This is a genomic window from Streptomyces sp. NPDC056580, from assembly GCF_042793175.1.
Classification (GTDB): domain Bacteria; phylum Actinomycetota; class Actinomycetes; order Streptomycetales; family Streptomycetaceae; genus Streptomyces.
On record NZ_JBHTVE010000010.1, the window covers coordinates 315,012 to 336,322 of the forward strand.

Sequence of the window (21,311 nt, forward strand, 5' to 3'; positions counted from 1 at the left end):
GGCCTCGGCCCGTCCCCTCTCCCAAGGTGCCCGTCACCATGCCCGCACGACAGCCGAGCCCGGCCTCCCCGCAGGCTCCCGCCCAGCGCAGCGCCCCCCGCCCCGGCGTCCCCGCCCCGCCCGCCGGTGACCACCGGCTGAGGGAGCGGGCGGCGGCGGCCACCGTCTGGTACCTGCGCCTGATGGCCGCGCTCAACATCCTCGCGGTGCTCTCCCTGCCCTTCCGCGAGGAGGTGCACGAGCACAACGTCGGCTCGTTCTTCACGCCCTACCTCGCCACCGCCGGCCTGGTCTCCGCGTTCCTCGCCCTGTTCCTCGCGGTGGTGATGCACCGCCGCAAACGAGCCGCCTGGGTCTTCAACCTCCTCCTCGCCGGCCCGCTGCTCTGCCTGTACGCCCTCGCGCTCACCCGCGCCCCCTACCGCGAGCACGTCTTCAACTGGCTCTCCGTCGCCCTCACCGCCCTGTTCGTGGCGGCCCTGCTCGTCGGCCGGCGCGAGTTCGACGCCATCGGCGACCGCTCCAACCCGCGCCTCGCACTCGCCGTGGGCGCGGGCGGCGCCCTGGTCAGCGCCACGCTGGGCACGCTGCTGGTGCACGAGACGAACCGGATCCCCGGCGCCGCGCTCAAGGAGGAGATCTCCTACACGCTGCTGCGCGGGGTCAGCGTCGGCCCGCTCGCCGACCGCGTCGACACCGTGCACGCCCCCCGCTGGGCGGACATGACCGTCAACGTCCTGATGGCCGCGACGTTCCTCCTCGTCCTCTACGCCTGCTTCCGCGCCCCGCGCGGCGCCTGTCTGCTCGGCCCGGAGGACGAGCGGCGCCTGCGCGACCTGCTCGCCAAGCACGGCGAACGCGACTCCCTCGGCTACTTCGCGCTGCGCCGGGACAAGGCCGCCGTCTTCTCGCCGAGCGGCAAGGCGGCCGTCACCTACCGTGTCGTCGGCGGGGTGAGCCTCGCCTCCGGCGATCCCATCGGCGACCCCGAGGCCTGGCCCGGCGCCATCGACGCCTGGCTCGCCGAGGCCCGCCGGCACGCCTGGACCCCGGCCGTCATGGGCGCGAGCGAGGAGGCCGGCACCGTCTACTCCCGGCACGGCCTCGACGCCCTCGAACTCGGCGACGAGGCGATCGTCGAGCTGGCCGACTTCACCCTGGAGGGCCGCGCCATGCGGGCGGTCCGCCAGGCCCACAAGCGGGTCGGCCGGGCCGGGTACACCGTCCGCATCCGCCGCCACGAGGACATCCCCGATGACGAGATGGCCCTGCTCGTCGACCGCGCCGACCACTGGCGCGACGGCGCCACGGAGCGCGGCTTCTCCATGGCCCTGGGCCGCCTCGGCGACCCCGGCGACGGCCGCTGCGTGATGCTGGAGTGCCGCGACGCGGAAGGCGCCCCCCGGGCCCTGCTCAGCTTCGTCCCCTGGGGCGGACAGGGCCTGTCGCTGGACCTGATGCGCCGGGACCGCGCCTGCGAGAACGGCCTGATGGAGTTCATGGTGGTCGAACTCCTGCTGCGCGCCGAGGAGATGGGCGTCAAGCGGGTGTCCCTGAACTTCGCCATGTTCCGCTCGGTCTTCGAACGCGGCTCCCGCCTCGGCGCGGGTCCGGTGCTGCGCCTGTGGCGCTCGGTCCTCACCTTCTTCTCCCGCTGGTGGCAGATCGAGTCCCTCTACCGCGCCAACGCCAAGTACCGCCCGCTGTGGGAGCCCCGCTTCCTGCTGTTCGCGAAGAGCGGCGACATCCCCCGCATCGGCCTGGCCAGCGCCCGCGCCGAGGGCTTCCTCACCCTGCCGGGGCTGGGGAGCCGCTCGTAGCGGTAGCGCCGTCGGGCCGGCCGCTGCCCGGCGTCCTGCCGGGGCGTGCCCGGTGGGGCGCGTCCTGGCGCCCGGGGGACGCGGCCCGGGCGGTCTGGGAAACGTTCCTGCTCAGCCGGCCTGCGGGGACGGGGACCACACGCCCATCCACTGCTCGGCACCCCAGGCCTCGAACCGCTGCACCTCGGTGAAGCCCAGCTTCGCCGCCAGGCGCATCGAGCGGTCGTTGGCGGTCTGGGTGCAGAGCACCACCGGCTCGCCGGGAAGCGCGCCCGCGAACCAGCCGAGCGCCGCCGCGCACGCCTCGGCGGCGTAGCCGCGGCCCCATGCCCGCGGCAGGAACAGGTAGCCGATCTCCGCCTCCGCGACATCACGGCGGGCGTTCCCCGAGCCGTTGGTGCCGTGGGGCTTCAGCTCGACCATGCCGATCATCGTTCCGCCGGCCTCGATCACGAAGAGGCCGGGGCGCCTCTCGGGCGTCTCGGGAATCGCGCGCTCGCACTCCTCGCGCGATCGAGGACCGCCGAGGTAGGTGTGCACCTCCGGCGAGGTGAACAGCTCGACGAACGGTCCGCGGTCCCGGGCCTCGGGCTCGCGGAGCACGAGCCGTTCGGTCCTGATCGGGGCGGGCGGCCAATCTGCGGAACCGAGTTCGGGCATGGCCGGCAACCTACCGCACGCACGCCCTACGGTGGGGGGCGCTCACCCGCTCCCGTCCCCCGTCGTCCCGCCGCCCACGGAGAATCCGATGACCGCTCCGCCGCCCTCCCTGCGGTAGGCGAACGGCGCCCCGCCGTGGGCCATGGCGACCTCGCGGACGATGGACAGGCCCAGGCCCGAGCCGGGAAGGGACCGCGCGTCGGCGGCCCGGTAGAAGCGGTCGAAGATGCGGATCAGATCGCCCTCGGCGATGCCCGGCCCACGGTCGAGCACCTCGACCCGGACCGTTCCCGGGCGCGGCGGGCCGGTGAGGGCGATCTCGATCGGCTCCTTGCCGCCCCGGTCGAACTTGGCCGCGTTCTCGACCAGGTTGGACAGCGCCCGCTGGAGCATCCCGGGCCGTCCCTCGGTACGCGTGTCGCCGCTCGCGCGCAGCACGATCTCCCGGCCGGTACGGCGCTTGGCCAGCCCCATCACGTCCTCGGCGATGTCGGCCAGGTCCACCTGCTGCGGCGGCTCGCTGTCGGACTGCCCGGCCGCGAGGTCGACCAGCTCGTTGACGAGGTCGGTCAGCTCCCGGGCCTCCTGGGAGAGGTCGGCGACGAGTTCCTCCCGGCTGTCCGGCGGCAGTTCGTCGATCCGGCGCAGCAGCGAGATGTTGGTGCGCAGCGAGGTGAGCGGCGTCCGCAGCTCGTGCCCCGCGTCCTGCACCAGCCGCCGCTGGTCCTCCTCCGACTGGGCGAGGCGGCCCAGCATGCGGTCGAAGGCGCGGCCGAGCCGGCCCACCTCGTCCAGCCCGGTGACGGGCACCTCGATGCCCAGCCGGCGGGTGCGGGCCACGTCCTCGGCGGCCGAGGTGAGGACGACCAGGCGCCGGGTGATCCGGCGCGCCAGCCACCAGCCGAACAGGCCCGCGGCGACCACGACCGCCGACATCAGGATCAGCGTCCGCTGCTGCAGCGCCCGCAGCAGGTCCTCGGTGTCGCTGAACTCCTGGGCGACCTGGACCGCGCCCTTGCCGTCGCCGAGCGAGACGGTGGCGACGCGGAACAGGTCCTCGCCGACCCGGACGTCCTTGTGCTCGACCAGCCGGCCGGCCGTGCGCGCCCCGGAGACGGCCCGGTCCCGGGCGGTGACCGGCAGCACCGGGCTGCCGTGGTCGACGATCTCGCCCCGCGCGCCCAGCACCTGCACGTCGGTACGGGCCGGCCGGACCAGGTCGTGGCCGGGCCGGGAGGAGGAGAAGTCCTCCGGGACCATCTCGTGCTGCCGCACCTCGTCCCGTACGTCGGACACGACCTGTGTGAACACCGACTGCTGGTCGACCCGGACCAGGCGCGCGGCGGAGCTGTAGGACAGGATGCCGACGAGGATGGTCACGGCGGCGGTGACGGCCGCGAAGGACACCGCGAAGGTGGTGCGCAGGGAGATCAGTCTGGGCCGGGGCCCGGCCCCGGGCCGCCGGCCGCGCGCCACTAGTCCTCCCGCAGCACGTAGCCCACGCCCCGCACGGTGTGGATCAGCTGCGGGGCTCCGGGCTCGTCCAGCTTGCGGCGCAGGTAGCCGACGTAGACGGCGAGGTTCTTGGAGCCGGGTCCGAAGTCGTAGCCCCAGATCCGGTCGTAGATCGTGGAGTGGTCGAGCACGATCCCGGCGTTGCGGACCAGCAGTTCCAGCAGCTCGAACTCGGTGCGGGTCAGCTCCAGCTCGCGGCCGCCCCGCCAGGCGCGGCGGGCCTGCACGTCCATCCGGATGTCCGCGGCGCCCACCTGCCGGTCGGCGGCCTGCACGTCCCGCCCGCCGTCGACGGCGGGCGTCCCGCCCGCGCCGCCCGCCGGTACCGGGCTGGTGCGGCGCAGCAGCGCCCGCAGCCGGGCGAAGACCTCCTCGACGTCGAACGGCTTGACCACGTAGTCGTCGGCGCCGGCGTCCAGACCGGCGATGCGGTCGGCGGTCTCCACCAGGGCGGTGAGCATGAGGATCGGCGTGCTGTCGCCCTCGGCCCGCAGCACCCGGCAGACCTGGAGCCCGTCGATGCCCGGCATCATCACGTCCAGCACCAGGACGTCCGGCGGGGTCCGGTGCGCCTGGGCCAGCGCCTCGACCCCGTCGGCGACGGCCGTCACCTCGTAGCCCTCGAGCGTCAGGGCACGCTCGAGGGCATGACGGATGGCACGGTCGTCTTCGGCGAGCAGCACAGTCTGGGGCACCTTCCCAGTCTGCCAAGGCCCCGGACGGTTCCGCCGGGCCCGCAGGCCGACGATCACGCTTTTTACCGCGCTCTCACCGTCACAGCGGCGCCTCCTCAGGCGCCGGCGGCCCCGAGCCGTGCGAGCTGCTCGGCGAAGGGCACGACCTGCGGTGCGTCCGCGCCGGCCGCGACGTCCGCGCCGGCCGCGGACAGCCCGGCCAGCTCCCCGGCCGCCCGCTCGACGCGCTCCGCCAGCCCCTCGGCCCCCCAGTCCTCCGAGGCGGCGTAGACGCCGGTGGGCACCACCACGGCCCGCAGGTAGGCGAACAGCGGCCGCAGTGCGTGTTCCAGCACCAGCGAGTGCCGTCCGGTGCCCCCGGTCGCGGCGATCAGCACCGGCTTGCCGGTCAGCGCGTCCCGGTCCAGCACGTCGAAGAAGGACTTGAACAGCCCGCTGTACGAGGCGCTGAACACGGGCGTGACGACGATCAGCCCGTCGGCCCCCGCCACCGCCTCCTGCGCGGCGGCCAGGGCCTTCCCGGCGAACCCGTTGGTGAAGTTGTGCGCGATCTCCACCGCGAGGTCCCGCACCTCGACGACCTGCACGTCCACCGGTGCGCGCCGGTCCACAGCGGCGGCCAGCCGGTCGGCCAGCAGCCGGGTGGAGGAGGGGACGGTCAGTCCCGCCGAGACGACGACGAGCTTCAGGGTGTCCTTCATACGGCGGCCGCCTCCTTCGTGGTGAGCAGCGACTGGTGGGTCGGCGCCTCCGGCACGTTCGCCGGACGCCCCTTGGCGAACTCCTCGCGCAGCACGGGCACGACCTCCTCGCCCAGCATGTCGAGCTGTTCCAGCACCGTCTTCAGCGGCAGTCCGGCGTGGTCCATCAGGAAGAGCTGGCGCTGGTAGTCGCCGGCGTACTCGCGGAAGGACAGCGTCTTCTCGATCACCTGCTGCGGCGAGCCCACCGTCAGCGGGGTCTGCTCGGTGAAGTCCTCCAGCGACGGGCCGTGTCCGTACACCGGCGCGTTGTCGAAGTACGGGCGGAACTCCCGCACCGCGTCCTGCGAGTTGCGGCGCATGAACACCTGGCCGCCGAGTCCGACGATCGCCTGTTCGGGCGTGCCGTGCCCGTAGTGGGCGTAGCGCTTGCGGTACAGCTCGACCATCCGCTTGGTGTGGTCCGACGGCCAGAAGATGTTGTTGTGGAAGAAGCCGTCGCCGTAGTACGCGGCCTGCTCGGCGATCTCCGGCGAGCGGATCGAGCCGTGCCAGCGAACGGCGGCACGCCGTCCAGGGGCCGCGGCGTGGAGGTGAAGCCCTGCAGCGGGGTGCGGAACTTGCCCTCCCAGTCGACGACGTCCTCGCGCCACAGCCGGTGCAGCAGGGCGTAGTTCTCGACGGCGAGGTCGATGCCCTGCCGGATGTCCTTGCCGAACCAGGGATAGACCGGGCCGGTGTTGCCGCGCCCCATCATCAGGTCCACGCGCCCGTCGGCCAGGTGCTGCAGCATCGCGAAGTCCTCCGCGATCTTCACCGGGTCGTTGGTGGTGATGAGGGTGGTGGAGGTGGACAGGACGAGCCGCTCGGTCCGCGCGGCTATGTAGCCGAGCATGGTCGTCGGGGACGAGGGCACGAACGGCGGGTTGTGGTGCTCGCCGGTCGCGAAGACGTCGAGCCCGACCTCCTCGGCCTTGAGCGCGATGGCGACCATGGCCTTGATCCGCTCGCGCTCGGTCGGCGTCCGCCCCGTGGTGGGGTCCGGCGTGACGTCGCCGACGGTGAAGATCCCGAACTGCATGGCCAGCCTCCCAGGTTGTTGACCGTTCAACTATAGCCCTGGAACGGGTCCCGGCCTGCCGCTATTCCCCGCCCCCGACCCCCCGGCCGGCTCAGCCGCGCCGCTCGCGCAACCGCGCGATCTGCTCCCAGCCGAACTCCACCGTGCGCTCCATGTGCCGCACGATCACCGCGAGCTCGCTGTCGTCCAGCTCGTCGAAGAGGGAGAACCAGTCACCGGCCAGCGAGTCCCACAGCCGCCCGAACTCGGCGATCCGCTCCGGCACGGTCATCACCAGCACCCGCCGCCGGTCCACCTCGTCCCGCCGCCGTACGACGTACCCGGCCCGCTCCAGGCGGTCCACCAGCCGGGTCGCCGACCCCGTGGTCAGCCCCGTCAGCTCCGCGATCCGGCCCGTGGTGACGGGCGCCTCCTCCAGCGTGAGCAGGTTCAGGCACTGCAGATCGGTGGGGTGCAGCCCGATCCGGTCGGCCACGGCCTGGTTGAACAGGGCGTACGAGGCCATGTACCGCCGGGAGACCACGGAGAGCTCCGCCAGCAGCCCGGACCGCCCGGTTCCCTTCCCGGCCATGCCGCACTCCCCTTGTCGTCCGCGTGGTCCAGTGATCGTACGGCCACGCGGCCGGGCGCTCAGAAGGCGTACGCGTCCCCGGTGCCCAGCACCAGTACCGTCAGCCGGTCGTTCGTCCGGTCCCGGTCCACGGCGCCGCCGAGCCAGGCGGTGTCCACCGCCAGCGTCACCTCCGACGGCCGCCGCGCCAGCCGCACCGCCACCGTGAGCCGCTCCCCCACCTCGTCCGCCGCCAGCGCGCCGATCCCGCAGACCACCGAGCGCTCGTCCGTGCGCGCGCACCCCCCGGGCAGCCGCTGGTCCCCGGCCAGCGGCACCGACCAGCGCAGCAGCACGCTCGCGTCCGGCGCCGCGGCCGGGCCGGCGTTGCGCGGGGTGACGGAGACCTCCACCCGGTCCCCCGTCAGCACGGCGCTCCCGTGCAGCGTCAGATCCGCCTCGGGCGCCGGCACCGCCCCGGCCGGCCCGGCGCCGGCCACCACCAGGGCGCCGCACGCACCACCCAGTACCCACGACCTCACCCGCATGCCTTGCCTCCTCGCGCCCGGCGCCCGTGCCCGCCGTACCGATCTATGCCACGGAAACCGGCCGGCAGGCGCCCTCCAACAGGTGACGCGGCGCCCCCGTGCGAAGCTGCCGTCATGCTCGTCCTGCGCTCCGCCGTCCTCTTCGTCGTCGCCGCCCTCTTCGAGATCGGCGGCGCGTGGCTGGTCTGGCAAGGGGTGCGCGAACACCGCGGCTGGCTCTGGATCACCGGCGGCGTCCTCGCGCTCGGCGCCTACGGGTTCGTCGCCACCTTCCAGCCGGACGCCCACTTCGGCCGCATCCTCGCCGCCTACGGCGGGATCTTCGTGGCCGGGTCGATCCTGTGGGGCGCGGTCGCCGACGGCTACCGCCCGGACCGCTGGGACATCACCGGCGCGCTGGTCTGCCTGGCCGGGATGGCGGTCATCATGTGGGCGCCCCGCAACGGCGGCTGAGGGCTCACTTAGGCTGGACTGAACCGACCCGACGCAGTCCCAGGAGCAGCCCATGGCCACCGCAGCCCCGTCCGCCGCCTCCCGCATCGCCGTCGTCACCGGTGCGAGCAGCGGCATCGGCGCCGCCACGGCCCGGCAGCTCGCCCGGGCCGGCTACCGCGTCGTCCTCACCGCCCGCCGCAAGGACCGCATCGAGGCGCTGGCCGAGGAACTCACCGCGGCCGGTCACTCGGCGGCCGCCTACCAGCTCGACGTCACCGACCGCGCGGCGGTCGACGAGTTCGCCACCGCCTTCGCGACGATCGGCGTCCTGGTCAACAACGCGGGCGGCGCCCTCGGCGCCGACCCGGTCGCCAGCGGCGACCCGGCCGACTGGCGCACGATGTACGAGACCAACGTCATCGGCACCCTCAACGTCACCCAGGCGCTGCTGCCCAAGCTGGAGGCGAGCGGCGACGGAGTGGTGGTCGTGGTGTCCTCCACCGCCGGTCACGGCACGTACGAGGGCGGCGCGGGCTACGTCGCCGCCAAGCACGGCGCCCACGTCCTCGCCGAGACCCTGCGCCTGGAGATCGTCGGCAGGCCCGTGCGCGTCGTGGAGATCGCGCCCGGCATGGTGAAGACCGAGGAGTTCGCCCTGACCCGCTTCGGCGGCGACACCGACCGGGCGGCGAAGGTCTACGAGGGCGTGGCCGAACCCCTCACCGCCGACGACGTGGCGGAGACGATCACCTGGGCGGTCACCCGCCCCAGCCACGTCAACGTCGACCTCCTCGTGCTGCGCCCGCGCGCCCAGGCGTCCAACACCAAGGTGCACAGGGAGTCGTGATGCCCGACGGGGACGCGCTCGAAAAGCGCCGTCTGGCCGAGGAGACGAGGAACGAGCGCCAGGTCTGGTACTTCCTCGCCTACTTCCTCTTCGGCATCCATGGCGTTCGTCATGATCTACGCCGTGCGCCACGCGAAGTAGCCCACGCCGCACGAGGTCCTGGTCCCGGCGTGAGCCTGCGAGCAGCCCCTGACCCGCGATCTCCGCTGAGCGGTCGTCAGCCCTTCACGCAGACGACCTGCTTCAGCTTCGCGACGACCTCGACGAGGTCCCGCTGCTGGTCGATGACCTGGTCGATCGACTTGTAGGCCGCCGGGATCTCGTCCACCACTCCGGAGTCCTTGCGGCACTCCACGCCCCGGGTCTGCTCCTCCAGGTCCCTGGTGGAGAAGCGCCGCTTGGCCGCGTTGCGGCTCATGCGCCGGCCGGCGCCGTGCGAGGCGGAGTTGAAGGACCGCTCGTTGCCGAGGCCCCTCACGATGTAGGAACCGGTGCCCATCGAGCCCGGGATGATCCCGTACTCGCCGGAGCCGGCCCGGATCGCGCCCTTGCGGGTGACCAGCAGGTCCATGCCCGCGTACCGCTCCTCCGCCACGTAGTTGTGGTGGCAGGAGATCTCCGGCTCGAAGACCGGCTTCGCCTTCTTGAACTCCTTGCGGACCACGTCCTTCAGGAGCGCCATCATCAGCGTGCGGTTGTACCTCGCGTACTCCTGCGCCCAGAACAGGTCGTTGCGGTAGGCCGCCATCTGCGGGGTGTCGGAGACGAAGACGGCGAGGTCGCGGTCGACCAGACCCTGGTTGTGCGGGAGCCGCTGGGCCACGCCGATGTGGTGCTCGGCGAGTTCCTTGCCGATGTTGCGGGAACCGGAGTGCAGCATCAGCCAGACGGCGCCGCTGGTGTCGGTACAAACTTCAACGAAGTGATTGCCCGAGCCCAGCGTGCCCATCTGCTTCATGGCCCGCTCCTCGCGGAAGCGCACCGCCTCGGCGACCGTGCCGAATCGCTTCCAGAAGTCGTCCCACCCCGACGTGGCAAGGCCGTGGAACTGCCCGGGCTCCGTGAGGTCGTCGTGCATCCCCCGCCCCACCGGAATCGCCTGCTCGATCTTCGACCGCAGCCGGGACAGGTCCCCCGGCAGGTCGCTCGCGGTCAGCGAGGTCCGCACCGCCGACATGCCGCACCCGATGTCCACCCCCACCGCGGCCGGGCACACCGCGCCCTGCATCGCGATGACGGAACCGACGGTCGCGCCCTTGCCGTAGTGGACGTCCGGCATCACTGCCAGGCCCTTGATCCACGGCAGGGTGGCGACGTTCTGGAGCTGGCGCAGGGCCACGTCCTCCACCGTCGCGGGGTCCGTCCACATCCGGATCGGCACCTTCGCGCCCGGCATCTCCACGTACGACATGGGTTCCTCATTCCCCCGGTAACAACAACAAAAGACTTAAGGAGCAACAGAACGCAAAAGCGGCGACAAGGTCCATGAAAAGGGACAGGGGGCCGTCGTTCACGGCAGTGCGTGCGGTACACATTGTCTCCAGGCAGCGCCCCGCGGCGGCAAGCGAATAACCAGCGGGGGACGCTGGAGCGCACCAGCGAGCAGAGACCGTCGAGAGGAGCCCGACCGTGCAGCGGAAGGCGTATGTGACCGGCACCGCCGCCCTCCTCGTGGCACTGCTGGCCGGCTGCACGAGCGGTTCGCGGGACGACGGGCCCACCGACGACGCCAACCCGGGCAACGCCGGTACGGCCACGCCCGCCGCCCAGCCCGGCAAGTACCGCAGCCTGCCCGAGCCGTGCGGGGTCCTCGGCCACGACGCCCTCGACACCCTGCTGCCGGGCATCGCGCAGATCGCCGATCCGGACCAGCGGGAGAAGGCCTACGAGGGCGAGGCGACGCTCACCTACAGCACCGACCGCAAGGTGGGCTGCCGCTGGAAGGCTTCGTCCGGCGCCGCCACCGACCGGCTCGCGGTCGACTTCGAGCGCGTGGTGTCGTACGACAACGCGGTCAGCGACGACGACCAGGCGCAGAAGCTGTTCCAGGAGCAGGAGACGGCAGCCGACCTGCCCGAGCCGAGCACCCCCGTCTCGGCCACCCCCACCCCCACGGCGAGCGCGGGCGACGACGCCTCCCCGTCGGGCTCCGGGTCCCCTGACGCGTCCGCCCCGGAGTCCTCCTCCGGCGCCGCCGGCGCCCCGCCGGCCGAGCTGCAGCCGCGCGTGCTGCCCGACCTCGGTGACGAGGCGTATCTGGACGACCGGCTCAGCACCTCCGGCTCGACGGCCGAACAGCGAACGGTGACTGTGGTGTTCCGCACGTCCAACGTCGTCGTCACCATCGAGTACGAGGAGCAGCCGATGGCGACGGGGACCGTACCGGACAGCAAGGAACTGCAGGACAGGGCCCGGACTCTGGCCTCCCGGCTGGCTGACGCGCTGGGCGGATGACGCCCCCGGCGGGCCCCCGCGCCGCCGCCCGCGAACTGTGTGAAGGGAGACCGCACAGCTCCTTCACCGCGTACCGTGGGGCCCCGCAGGAACCCGCACGAACACCGAGTGTCACGAGTGAAGGAACCATGCAGCGAGCAGCCCAGCGAAACGTCCGTGCCCATGACCAGCGAGCCAAGCGCCTGCGCCGCGCCCTTGTCTGCGCAGCGGCCGTTCCCGCGGTGCTGATCACCGCCGCCTGCTCCTCGGACTCCGGCGACTCCTCGGACAAGGGCGGCGCCAGCGGCGCGACTCGGACCGCCGGGAGCTCCTCGGCGACGCCGTCGGCGAGCGCGTCCCCGACCGTGCAGGCCGCCGCCTACCGCAAGCTGCCCGATTCGTGCGCGGTGCTGCCCAAGAAGACGCTCACCGAGCTGGTGCCCAAGGGCGCCAAGTCGGGCAAGGAGGGCAGCAGCGACGACACCGCCACCCGTGCCTCCTGCTCCTGGAGCAGCCTGGACAACAACGGCGTCAAGGGCTCGCAGTTCCGCTGGCTGAACGTCTCCCTGCTGCGCTTCGACTCGGACACCGCCCGGGGCTCCGGCGACGAGCAGGCGCACGCCTACCTCACTCGGCAGGTCGAGGACGCCAAGAGTGTCTCGGGCGCGAAGAACACCAAGTCGGAGCCGGTCGCCGGGACGGGCGCCGAGGCGACGCTGGTGCGTTACGACCTGAAGAAGAAGGAGGGCACCTTCAAGCAGCAGACGGTGGTCGCCCGGGTCGAGAACGTCGTCGTCACGCTCGACTACAACGGCGCCGGCCTCGCGGGTGAGAAGACCCCGAGCGCGGACGACCTGTCGAAGGACGCGCAGAGGGCCGCCAAGGAGGCGGTCGCCTCCGTCTCGGCCGCCAACGGCAAGGGTTCCGGCGCCGGTTCGTCCTCGGGCGGGTCCGCCTCCCCGTCCGCGAGCGCCTCGAAGTCCCCGTCGAAGCAGACGTCCAAGTCGCCCTCGTCCAGCGCTTCTCCGTCCAAGTCGGCCGCGAAGAAGGACTGACCCGCGTCACGCGCGCCGCACACGTGTGCCACCCTGTTGCGCGCAACAACACGCAAGGGGAGGGGAGTACGAGTGGCCGCGCCAATGCAGCTGACTCGGATGCACCGCATACTCATCGGCGTGGTCGTGTCCGGCGCGCTGGTCATCGCCGGCATCGGCTTCGCCGGCTCGTACGCGGCCGTCCGTGAGCTGGCCATCAAGAAGGGCTTCGGGAACTTCTCGTACGTGTTCCCGGTCGGCATCGACGCGGGCATCTGCGTCCTGCTCGCCCTGGACCTGCTGCTGACCTGGATCCGGATCCCCTTCCCGCTGCTGCGCCAGACGGCGTGGCTGCTGACGGCGGCGACGATCGCCTTCAACGGCGCCGCCGCCTGGCCGGACCCGCTGGGCGTGGGTATGCACGCGGTGATCCCGATCCTGTTCGTGGTCGCCGTCGAGGCGGCCCGGCACGCCATCGGCCGGATCGCGGACATCACGGCGGACAAGCACATGGAGGGCGTCCGCCTCACCCGCTGGCTGCTCTCCCCGGTGCCCACGTTCCTGCTCTGGCGCCGGATGAAGCTGTGGGAGCTGCGCTCCTACGACCAGGTGATCAAGCTGGAGCAGGAGCGCCTGGTCTACCAGGCCCGTCTGCGCTCCCGCTTCGGCCGCGCCTGGCGCCGCAAGGCCCCGGTCGAGTCGCTGATGCCCCTGCGCCTGGCCCGCTACGGCGTCCCCCTCGCGGAGACGGCCCCGGCCGGCCTCGCGGCGGCGGGCATCGAACCGATGCTCCTGCCGCCGGTCCCCCAGCCCCAGCTCACCGCGGCCCGGGACGCCGTGCCCGCGGGCGGCCCGGCCGCCGCTGCGGCGCACGTCCCGAAGCAGGCGGCGCCTCCCGGGCAGCGGCAGCCCGAGCCCCCGGTGGACGAGGAGAGCCCCTGGTTCCAGGCTCCCCGCGAGGTGGACTACCACGGCGGCTACGACCCCGCCTACAACCCCGTACCGGACCCCCAGTACGTCCCCGAGGAGGAGTACGAGGACTGGTACGAGGAGCAGCCGGCGGAGCAGTTCCAGCAGCCTTCCCCGGAGGACACGGGCAGCTTCCCGATCCCGGTGAACGCCACCCGCACCCGCGAACTCGGCGAGGGCGGCGGCGCCCCGGAGCCGGACGAGGAGGCGTACTACCAGATCTTCCGGCGGTCGATCGACGGCAGCTACCCCACGCCCCGCGTGCTCGGCGACAACATCGAGGCGACCTACGGCAACACGCTGAGCCCGGGCGCCCTGAAGGAGCTCGCGGAACGCTTCCAGCAGCGCCACTCGGCGGAGCTGGAGGAGGACCACATCGCCTAACGGCACGGCGGCGCCCCCGGACGACGGAGGACGCCGCACGGGAGGAACGCAGAAGAGGGGCCCTCGTGACGAGGGCCCCTCTTTCGGGTCGGACGTGTCCGGCCGCTTCCGCGTTACTCCCCGAGCAGGGCCCGCACCCGCTCCTGCCCCACGGCCAGCAGCAGCGTGGGCAGTCGCGGCCCGGTGTCCCGGCCGACCAGCAGGTGGTACAGCAGGGCGAAGAACGTGCGCTGGGCCGTCTTGATCTCCGGCGGCAGCTCCTTGGGCGTGGCGTCGGCCGCGAACCCGGCCTGCACCTTCGGCACGCCGTAGACGAGGTGGGTCAGCCCGTCCAGCGACCAGTGCTCGGCGAGCCCGTCGAGCAGCAGCCGCACCGACTGCTGGGCGGCCTCGTCGAGGGACTTCAGCAGCTCGGCGTCGGGCTCGTCGCGGACGATGGTGCGCTGGTCGGCGGGGACGTGGGTGTTGATCCACGCCTCGGCCTTGTCGTACCGGGGCCGTGCCTCGTCGAGCGAGGCCAGCGGCTGCTCGGGGTCCAGCTCGCTGAGGATGCGCAGCGCCTGGTCCTCGTGCCCGGCGGTGATGTCGGCGACGGACGCGAGCGTGCGGTACGGCAGCGGGCGCGCGGTGCGCGGCAGCTCACCGGCGGCGGTGCCTACGGCCCGCGTGTACGCGGCGACGTCGCCCGGCAGCGCGGAGCCGTCGGCCACCTTCGCGGCCAGCTTGTCCCACTCGTCGTAGAGCCGCTGGATCTCCTGGTCGAAGGCGATCTTGAAGGACTGGTTCGGCCGGCGCCGGGCGTACAGCCAGCGCAGCAGCTGCGGCTCCATGATCTGCAGCGCGTCGGCCGGGGTGGGCACGCCGCCGCGCGAAGACGACATCTTGGCCATGCCGGAGATGCCCACGAACGCGTACATCGGGCCGATGGGCTGCTCGCCGCCGAAGATCCCGACGATCTGCCCGCCCACCTGGAAGCTGGAGCCGGGGGACGAGTGGTCGACGCCGCTCGGCTCGAAGACCACGCCCTCGTAGGCCCAGCGCATCGGCCAGTCGACCTTCCAGACCAGCTTGCCGCGGTTGAACTCGCTCAGCCGGACCGTCTCGGCGAAGCCGCAGGCGGTGCAGGTGTAAGCCAGCTCGGTGCTGTCGTCGTCGTAGGAGGTTACGGTCGTCAGGTCCTTCCCGCAGTTGCCGCAGTACGGCTTGTACGGGAAGTAGCCGGCCGCGCCGGAGCTGCCGTCGTCCTCGGCGGCGGCGCCCGAGCCCTCCTCGGCCTCCAGCTCCGCCGCGTCCACCGGCTTCTGCTGCTGCTTCTTGGCCGGGGCCTTCTTGGTGCGGTACTGGGCGAGGATCGCGTCGATGTCGCCGCGGTGCTTCATGGCGTGCAGGATCTGCTCGCGGTAGACGCCGGAGGTGTACTGCTCCGTCTGGCTGATCCCGTCGAACTCCACGCCCAGCTCGGCCAGCGAGGCGACCATCGCGGCCTTGAAGTGCTCCGCCCAGTTCGGGTACGGCGAACCCTTCGGCGCCGGCACCGAGGTCAGCGGCTTGCCGATGTGCTCGGACCACGACTCGTCCACGCCCGCGATCCCCGCCGGGACCTTGCGGTACCGGTCGTAGTCGTCCCAGGAGATCAGGTGCCGGACCTGGTGGCCGCGGCGGCGGATCTCGTCGGCGACCAGGTGCGGGGTCATGACCTCGCGCAGGTTGCCCAGGTGGATCGGGCCCGAGGGGGAGAGCCCGGACGCGACGACGACCGGTTTGCCCGGGGCACGGCGCTCCGACGCTTCGATGACCTCATCCGCGAAACGGGAGACCCAGTCGGTGGTCTCGGTGCTCTGAGCCACGATCGGCACGTCCTTCTTTCTGAACGGGTGACACTCCATTGTCACAGACCCGCAGGCGACCGGGAAAACCCCTTTGCCCCCCGTGGGATACTGGCCGGGTCTATCCATCCCCACGAGGAGAACGGCACCCCTTCCTATGGCCTCGGTCACGTCCCTCAGCGATTCCGTCCAGCAGCGCCTCGCGTCCGCCCTCTCGGCCACCCTGCCTGAGGCCGCCGGCGCGGACCCGCTGCTGCGACGAAGCGACCGGGCGGACTTCCAGGCCAACGGCATCCTGGCGCTCGCCAAGAAGGCCAAGGCCAACCCGCGGGAGCTGGCGGCCCAGGTCGTCGCCGGGGTCGAGTCGGGCGAAGTGATCAAGGACATCGAGGTCTCCGGACCCGGCTTCCTGAACATCACGGTCTCCGACCGGGCGATCACCGCGAACCTGGCCGCGCGGTACGCGGACGACACCGGCCGCCTCGGCGTGCCGCGGGCCGCGAACCCGGGCACGACGGTGATCGACTACGCCCAGCCGAACGTGGCGAAGGAGATGCACGTCGGCCACCTGCGCTCCGCGGTGATCGGCGACTCGGTCGTCCAGCTCCTGGAGTTCGCCGGGGAGAGCGTGGTCCGGCGCCACCACATCGGCGACTGGGGCACCCAGTTCGGCATGCTCATCCAGTACCTGGACGAGCACCCGCACGAGCTGGACCACAAGGACTCCCAGGTGAGCGGCGAGGAGGCGATGTCGAACCTCGACCGCCTCTACAAGGCCGCGCGCAAGCTGTTCGACTCCGACGAGGAGTTCAAGACGCGTGCCCGGCGCCGGGTGGTCGACCTGCAGGCGGGCGACCCGAAGACCCTCGCCATGTGGCAGCGGTTCGTGGACGAGTCGAAGATCTACTTCTTCTCCGTGTTCGAGAAGCTGGACATGGAGATCCGCGACGCCGACATCGTCGGCGAGTCCGGCTACAACGACATGCTCGCCGAGACCTGCCGCCTCCTGGAGGAGTCCGGCGTCGCGGTCCGCTCCGAGGGCGCGCTGTGCGTCTTCTTCGACGACGTCAAGGGCCCGGACGGCAACCCGGTGCCGCTGATCGTGCAGAAGTCGGACGGCGGCTACGGCTACGCGGCGACCGACCTCTCCGCGATCCGCGACCGCGTCTTCAACCTGAAGGCGAACACGCTGCTGTACGTCGTCGACGCCCGTCAGGCCCTGCACTTCCGGATGGTCTTCGAGACCGCCCGCCGGGCCGGCTGGCTGAACGAGGACGTCGAGGCGCAGCAGCTCGCGTTCGGCACCGTCCTCGGCAAGGACGGCAAGCCGTTCAAGACGCGTGCGGGCGAGACGATCCGGCTGGTCGACCTGCTGGACGAGGCGATCGACCGCGCTTCGGCCGTGGTCCGGGAGAAGTCCCAGGACCTGTCCGAGGAGGAGATCGCCGAGCGCGGCGCGCAGGTGGGCGTCGGCGCGGTGAAGTACGCGGACCTGTCGACGTCGGCGATCCGGGACTACAAGTTCGACCTGGACCAGATGGTCTCGCTCAACGGCGACACCAGCGTGTACCTGCAGTACGCCTACGCCCGTATCCAGTCCATCCTGCGCAAGGCCGGCGAGGTCCGCCCGGCCGCGCACCCGGAGCTGGAACTGGCGCCGGCCGAGCGCGCGCTGGGCCTGCACGCGGACGCGTTCGCGGAGACGGTGCGGGAGGCGGCCGCGGAGTACGCGCCGCACAAGCTGGCCGCGTACCTGTACCAGCTCGCCTCCCTGTACACGACGTTCTACGACAAGTGCCCGGTGCTGAAGGCCGAGACGCCGGAGCTGGTGGAGAACCGCCTGTTCCTGTGCGACGTGACGGCCCGCACCCTGCACCGGGGCATGGCCCTGCTGGGCGTCAGGACGCCCGAGAAGCTCTGACGGCCGGTCCGGCGTCGCGGCGGCCCGTCCTCACGTCGAGGGCGGGCCGCCGCGCTGTCCGTCGGCCCGGGGCGCCGTCCGGGGCGTGACGAACTCGCACCACACCAGCTTGCCCGGCGCCCGTAGCCCGACGCCCCACTTGTCGGCAACGGACGAGACCAGCAGCAGTCCGCGTCCCCCTTCCGCCTCGTCTCCCCCGGCATCCTCCGCGATCCGCGGCGCGCCGGTCCCGCTGTCGTGCACCTCGGCCCGTACGACCGTGCCGTCGTACCGCAGCCGCAACAGGAAGCCCCGCCCCGGCGGCACCCCGTGCACCAGCGCGTTCGTGGCCAGCTCGCTCACGCAGAGCGTCACGTCTTCCGCCCGCCGCCATCCGGCGAGCCCCCAGTAGGCCAGCGACCACTCGGTGAACCGTCTGGCGGCGGGCACGGAGCGGCGGTCCCGGCCGTAGAACTGGTCACGCTGACGGGCGAGTTCGGTCTGTGCGTTCACGGGACGAAGATCGCGCAGAGTGACTAGTGTCATTCAGTGGGTGATCCCGTACAGCGTGTTTGTACGGGTTGGTACGGGGTCGTGTACGACCCGGGCTGGGGAGTTCAGCGGTATGACGTCTGCACGGAGGAACCACTCGGCCATGCGGATGCTGGGCCGTCAACTCGCCACCGCACGCCGGGCGGCGGGACTGAGCCAGTCGAGCCTGAGCACCGCGCTGAACATCAACGAGGAGACGATCGCGTCGATCGAGCAGGGCCGGCGCACCCTGAAGCCGGACATCGCCGAGATCCTCGACGACTTCCTGGGCACCAAGGGGACGCTGGCCGCGGGGGTGGCCAACCTGCCCGAGGTCGACCAGTTCCCGCTGTGGGCCGAGGAGTACATGGACCAGGAGCGGGTGGCCATCGCGTTGTCCTGGTACGACAACGCGGTGCTGCCTGGCCTGCTGCAAACGGAGTCGTACGCCCGAGCTGTCCTTCGGGAACGGATCCCCGCCTACGGAGAAGCAGAGGGGGAGACCAAACTCGCGGCACGAATGGACCGACAGGAGATCCTGCGCCGCGAGATCCCACCAACGCTGAGCTTCGTCATCTGGGAGCCCGTGCTGCACTTGCAGATCGGAGGCCGAGAAGTCCGGCGAGAACAGCTCCAGCACCTGAAGGAGATGGCCGAACTCGCGGTAGCGACGGTGCAGTTCCTGCCATTGAGCAGCCCACACCATGCCGGTCTCGACGGCCCGTTCATCCTGTTGGAATCTCCGGATCACCAGCACCTGGCCTACGTCGAGGGCCAGCGCGGCAGCCAGTGGGTCTCCAGCCCCGATGAGGTGTCCACGCTCGCGCGCAAGTATGCGATGCTGCGAACGCAGGCCTTGAACACCCAGGACTCAATGGGCCTGCTTGACCGCCTGCTAGGAGATACATGAACACCGAGGCTCTTCAGTGGTTCAAGTCGACCTACAGCGGTAGCGAAGGCGGGGCCTGCCTCGAAGTGGCCGCCACCCCCCAGGCGATCCACGTCCGTGACTCCAAGCAGCAGCCCGCCGCCGGCGAACACACTCTGCGCCTCTCCCCCGCGACCTGGGCCGCCTTCACCGCGTCCCTGAGGTGACGCCGCTGGTCAACGGCGTTGTCAGTGGGCGCCCTTACAGTCACCGTCATGGCGACTCTTCCCAACCCGCTGCCCTCTCTGGCGACCGACCCCAGCGGACGTTCCCTCGGCCTGCGGCTGCCGCCCGGCAGGCTGGTCGACACCACGGACGACGGCCCCTGGCACGAGCCTCTGCTGTGGCACGCGGAGAAGCAGGCCGCGCCCGGCACCTGGGCCGCGCTGGGCGCGCCCGCCTCGCGGGCGGGTCTGCTGCCGGTCCTCGTGGAGCTGGGCGGCGCCCAGGGCGGACCTGACGGCTGGGAGCTGATGCCCGGCGACATGACCTATCCCGGGGACCACGACGCGGAGGACGTCCTCGCGGAGTACTGGAGCGGCGAAGGAGCGGAGGACGACCCCGAGCACGAGCCGCGGGCGGTGTTCGACGAGGAACTGGCCGAGCTGCTGGAGCCGTTCGGTCCCAACTGGCCGGGTCTCGCCCCGGCCGGCGCGCTGACCGCCGACCCGGGCACGAGGGCCGCCCAGGTGGCCGACTCGGTGGCCGCGGGGACCTGGCTCAGGGACGCGCGCCTGGCCCTCGTGCCCTCCCGGCGCTCCGCCGACATCCCGGCCGCCATCGGCTGGACCGGCCCGGTCAACCACGAGAGCGACGTGGCACGTCTGTGCGCGGTCCTGCGCTCCTGGGAGGACCGCTTCGGCATACGCGTCGTCGCCCTCGGCTTCGACCTCCTGGTGGTGTCGGTGGCCGCCCCGCCGAGCACCCTGGCCGACGCGGAGGCCCTGGCGGCGGAGCACTTCGCCTTCTGCCCGGACAACATCGCCCAGGGCGACGCGGGCGGCCTGCGCGCCTACGCCAAGGCCCTCGTCGGGGAGCCCAGCTGGACCTTCTGGTGGGACTGACCGGCGGCGCCCCTCACCGGGTCACCGGGCGAGCCCCCTGCCCAGCCTCCGCAGCCCTTCGGTGATCTCGTCCGGCGTCTGCGTCACGAAGCAGAGCCGGAGGGTGGAGCGGTCCGGGGCGGCGGCGTAGAAGGGGGCGCCGGGGACGTACGCCACGTCCTGCTCCACCACCCGTGGCAGCAGGGCCGTGGTGTCGTACGGCTCCGGCAGCCTGACCCACAGGAACATGCCGCCGTCGGGCCGCGTCCACACCGACCCCTCCGGGAGCGCCCCGGGCAGCCCGGCCAGCATGGCGTCCCGGCGTTGGCCGTACACCGCCCTGACCCTGCCGACATGGGCGTCCAGGCTGTCCAGGCAACGGGCGGCGGCGAGCTGGTTGAGGCTCGGCGTGTGCAGGTCCACCGCCTGCTTGGCGACCGCGCAGGCCCGCCGCAGCCCGGCCGGGGCGCGCAGCCAGCCGAGGCGCAGGCCGGGCGCCATGACCTTGGAGAAGGAGCCGAGCAGCACGACGCGGTCCTCCGCTCCGGGGCAGGAGGCGATCCAGGGGACGCGCTCGCCGTCGTAGCGGAGTTCGCCGTAGGGGTCGTCCTCGACGATCCACAGGCCCCGGCGGGCGGCCACGGCGGCGAGGGCCTCGCGGCGGGGCGCGGGCATCGTGCGGCCGGTGGGGTTCTGGAAGGTGGGGACCAGGTAGAGGAGCTTCGGGCGCTCCCGCGCGACCAGGTCCTCCAGGGCGTCCGGGTCCACTCCGTCCTCGTCCCCCGGCACGGGCACCACCCGGGCGCCCGCGAGACCGAAGACCTGGAGTGCCGCCAGGTAGCAGGGGCTCTCGACGAGGACCGTGTCCCCCGGTTCGAGCAGCGCGGTCGCGAGGAGGGACAGCGCCTGCTGGGAGCCGGTGGTGACGAGAAGGTCGTCGGAGGTGGTCGGCAGGCCCTGCGATGTGATCCGGGCCGCCAGTCCGGACCGCAGCGCCGGCTCGCCCTCGGTGGTGGAGTACTGCAGCGCCTGCGCCGGGGTCTCCGCCAGCACCGCGTGGAAGGCGGCCGCGATGCCCGCCCGGTCGAACAGCTCGGGCGCGGGCAGACCGCCGGCGAAGTTGATGACCTCGGGGCGGGCGGTGACGGCGAGGATGTCCCGCACGGCCGAGCCGCCCACGTCGCGAACGCGGGCCGCGAGCGGAGGCAGGGCGGCGCGGGGCGGGGCGGGCTCGGCAACGGTCATGACGCGGCTCCTTCAGCTGCGGAAACGTTCTCCGGCCGCAACCTAGGGAGTTACGTGGCGACTACACCCGTTATTCCGCGATCCGGACCGCCGCGGACCACCGCCGTGCCGGTGGCCGGCCCGGGCATGCCCGAGGCCGCCCGGACATCGTCGGCCGGGCGGCCTC

20 protein-coding genes and 1 pseudogene are annotated in these 21,311 nt (G+C 72.2%); 10 read left to right on the top strand and 11 right to left on the bottom strand.

The genetic code is table 11. From position 1 onward, the window contains the following. The first annotated feature begins 38 nt into the window (after positions 1-38). Positions 39-1,820, top strand: a complete 1,782-nt coding sequence (locus tag ACFQ9Z_RS24165) for a phosphatidylglycerol lysyltransferase domain-containing protein (protein ID WP_383022317.1) — start codon at positions 39-41, stop codon at positions 1,818-1,820. Between the two features lie 111 nt (positions 1,821-1,931). Here the strand turns inward: ACFQ9Z_RS24165 and ACFQ9Z_RS24170 are convergent, their stop codons facing one another. The 7 genes and pseudogenes from ACFQ9Z_RS24170 to ACFQ9Z_RS24200 all read right to left on the bottom strand — a co-directional run bounded on the left by ACFQ9Z_RS24170 (position 1,932) and on the right by ACFQ9Z_RS24200 (position 7,570). Beyond that, on the bottom strand, positions 1,932-2,480 hold the full coding sequence (locus ACFQ9Z_RS24170) for a GNAT family N-acetyltransferase (RefSeq protein ID WP_383022319.1): 549 nt from the start codon (positions 2,478-2,480) through the stop codon (positions 1,932-1,934). 42 nt (positions 2,481-2,522) lie between these two features. Further along, positions 2,523-3,956 carry an ATP-binding protein gene (locus tag ACFQ9Z_RS24175; RefSeq protein ID WP_383022322.1) on the bottom strand — a complete coding sequence of 478 codons (1,434 nt, stop codon included), beginning with the start codon at positions 3,954-3,956 and terminating at the stop codon, positions 2,523-2,525. Next, a complete protein-coding gene (locus tag ACFQ9Z_RS24180; protein ID WP_383022324.1) occupies positions 3,956-4,690 on the bottom strand; it encodes a response regulator transcription factor in 735 nt (244 codons plus the stop codon). Before ACFQ9Z_RS24180 ends, ACFQ9Z_RS24175 begins: the two co-directional genes overlap by 1 nt. Before the next feature lie 95 nt (positions 4,691-4,785). Then, positions 4,786-5,379 carry a CE1759 family FMN reductase gene (locus tag ACFQ9Z_RS24185; RefSeq protein WP_383022414.1) on the bottom strand — a complete coding sequence of 198 codons (594 nt, stop codon included), beginning with the start codon at positions 5,377-5,379 and terminating at the stop codon, positions 4,786-4,788. 8 nt (positions 5,380-5,387) lie between these two features. After that, positions 5,388-6,472, bottom strand: a pseudogene (locus ACFQ9Z_RS24190) (LLM class flavin-dependent oxidoreductase). A 91-nt stretch (positions 6,473-6,563) separates the two neighbouring features. Beyond that, positions 6,564-7,043, bottom strand: coding sequence for a MarR family transcriptional regulator (locus tag ACFQ9Z_RS24195; RefSeq protein ID WP_383022326.1), 480 nt, complete (start codon positions 7,041-7,043; stop codon positions 6,564-6,566). Positions 7,044-7,102: 59 nt separating this feature from the next. Next, positions 7,103-7,570: a hypothetical protein gene (locus tag ACFQ9Z_RS24200; protein ID WP_383022328.1), complete on the bottom strand. Its 468-nt coding sequence runs from the start codon at positions 7,568-7,570 to the stop codon at positions 7,103-7,105. Positions 7,571-7,684: 114 nt separating this feature from the next. Here ACFQ9Z_RS24200 and ACFQ9Z_RS24205 point away from each other — a divergent pair, with 114 nt between their 5' ends. Beyond that, positions 7,685-8,023: a YnfA family protein gene (locus ACFQ9Z_RS24205; protein WP_383022331.1), complete on the top strand. Its 339-nt coding sequence runs from the start codon at positions 7,685-7,687 to the stop codon at positions 8,021-8,023. 52 nt (positions 8,024-8,075) lie between these two features. After that, the gene (locus ACFQ9Z_RS24210; RefSeq protein WP_383022333.1) at positions 8,076-8,852 is read left to right on the top strand and encodes an SDR family NAD(P)-dependent oxidoreductase; all 777 of its coding nucleotides are present in this window, start codon (positions 8,076-8,078) and stop codon (positions 8,850-8,852) included. A 217-nt stretch (positions 8,853-9,069) separates the two neighbouring features. Here ACFQ9Z_RS24210 and ACFQ9Z_RS24215 read toward each other — a convergent pair whose 3' ends face one another. Then, the gene (locus tag ACFQ9Z_RS24215; RefSeq protein WP_383022335.1) at positions 9,070-10,263 is read right to left on the bottom strand and encodes an RtcB family protein; all 1,194 of its coding nucleotides are present in this window, start codon (positions 10,261-10,263) and stop codon (positions 9,070-9,072) included. 218 nt (positions 10,264-10,481) lie between these two features. Between ACFQ9Z_RS24215 and ACFQ9Z_RS24220 the strand changes: the two genes are divergently transcribed. From ACFQ9Z_RS24220 to ACFQ9Z_RS24230, 3 genes are all read left to right on the top strand, one after another. Next, the gene (locus tag ACFQ9Z_RS24220) at positions 10,482-11,306 is read left to right on the top strand and encodes a DUF3558 domain-containing protein (protein WP_383022338.1); all 825 of its coding nucleotides are present in this window, start codon (positions 10,482-10,484) and stop codon (positions 11,304-11,306) included. A 128-nt stretch (positions 11,307-11,434) separates the two neighbouring features. Beyond that, positions 11,435-12,340 (top strand): DUF3558 family protein, encoded by a 906-nt coding sequence (locus ACFQ9Z_RS24225; RefSeq protein ID WP_383022340.1) that lies wholly within the window; start codon positions 11,435-11,437, stop codon positions 12,338-12,340. A 99-nt stretch (positions 12,341-12,439) separates the two neighbouring features. Next, the gene (locus tag ACFQ9Z_RS24230) at positions 12,440-13,672 is read left to right on the top strand and encodes a DUF2637 domain-containing protein (protein WP_383022342.1); all 1,233 of its coding nucleotides are present in this window, start codon (positions 12,440-12,442) and stop codon (positions 13,670-13,672) included. Positions 13,673-13,785: 113 nt separating this feature from the next. Here ACFQ9Z_RS24230 and lysS read toward each other — a convergent pair whose 3' ends face one another. Beyond that, positions 13,786-15,528 (bottom strand): lysine--tRNA ligase, encoded by a 1,743-nt coding sequence (gene lysS, locus ACFQ9Z_RS24235; protein ID WP_383022345.1) that lies wholly within the window; start codon positions 15,526-15,528, stop codon positions 13,786-13,788. 127 nt (positions 15,529-15,655) lie between these two features. On the opposite strand from lysS, the gene argS reads away from it, so the two are divergent. Further along, positions 15,656-17,419, top strand: coding sequence for an arginine--tRNA ligase (argS, locus tag ACFQ9Z_RS24240; RefSeq protein WP_383022347.1), 1,764 nt, complete (start codon positions 15,656-15,658; stop codon positions 17,417-17,419). A gap of 30 nt (positions 17,420-17,449) precedes the next feature. On the opposite strand, the gene ACFQ9Z_RS24245 is transcribed toward argS, so the two are convergent. Next, entirely contained in the window at positions 17,450-17,911 is a 462-nt protein-coding gene (locus ACFQ9Z_RS24245) for an ATP-binding protein (protein ID WP_383022349.1), read from the bottom strand. Between the two features lie 142 nt (positions 17,912-18,053). On the opposite strand from ACFQ9Z_RS24245, the gene ACFQ9Z_RS24250 reads away from it, so the two are divergent. From ACFQ9Z_RS24250 to ACFQ9Z_RS24260, 3 genes are read left to right on the top strand one after another with little or no spacing between them, the layout of a single operon-like run. Beyond that, complete coding sequence (locus tag ACFQ9Z_RS24250) at positions 18,054-18,839, top strand: Scr1 family TA system antitoxin-like transcriptional regulator (protein WP_383022351.1); 786 nt, start codon at positions 18,054-18,056, stop codon at positions 18,837-18,839. Continuing rightward, positions 18,836-19,024 (top strand): DUF397 domain-containing protein, encoded by a 189-nt coding sequence (locus ACFQ9Z_RS24255; protein WP_383022353.1) that lies wholly within the window; start codon positions 18,836-18,838, stop codon positions 19,022-19,024. The genes ACFQ9Z_RS24250 and ACFQ9Z_RS24255 overlap by 4 nt, the downstream gene beginning before the upstream one ends. A gap of 48 nt (positions 19,025-19,072) precedes the next feature. Continuing rightward, positions 19,073-19,921 (top strand): DUF4253 domain-containing protein, encoded by an 849-nt coding sequence (locus ACFQ9Z_RS24260; RefSeq protein ID WP_383022355.1) that lies wholly within the window; start codon positions 19,073-19,075, stop codon positions 19,919-19,921. Positions 19,922-19,942: 21 nt separating this feature from the next. Here the strand turns inward: ACFQ9Z_RS24260 and ACFQ9Z_RS24265 are convergent, their stop codons facing one another. Continuing rightward, entirely contained in the window at positions 19,943-21,145 is a 1,203-nt protein-coding gene (locus ACFQ9Z_RS24265) for a PLP-dependent aminotransferase family protein (protein ID WP_383022357.1), read from the bottom strand. Positions 21,146-21,311: the final 166 nt, after the last annotated feature.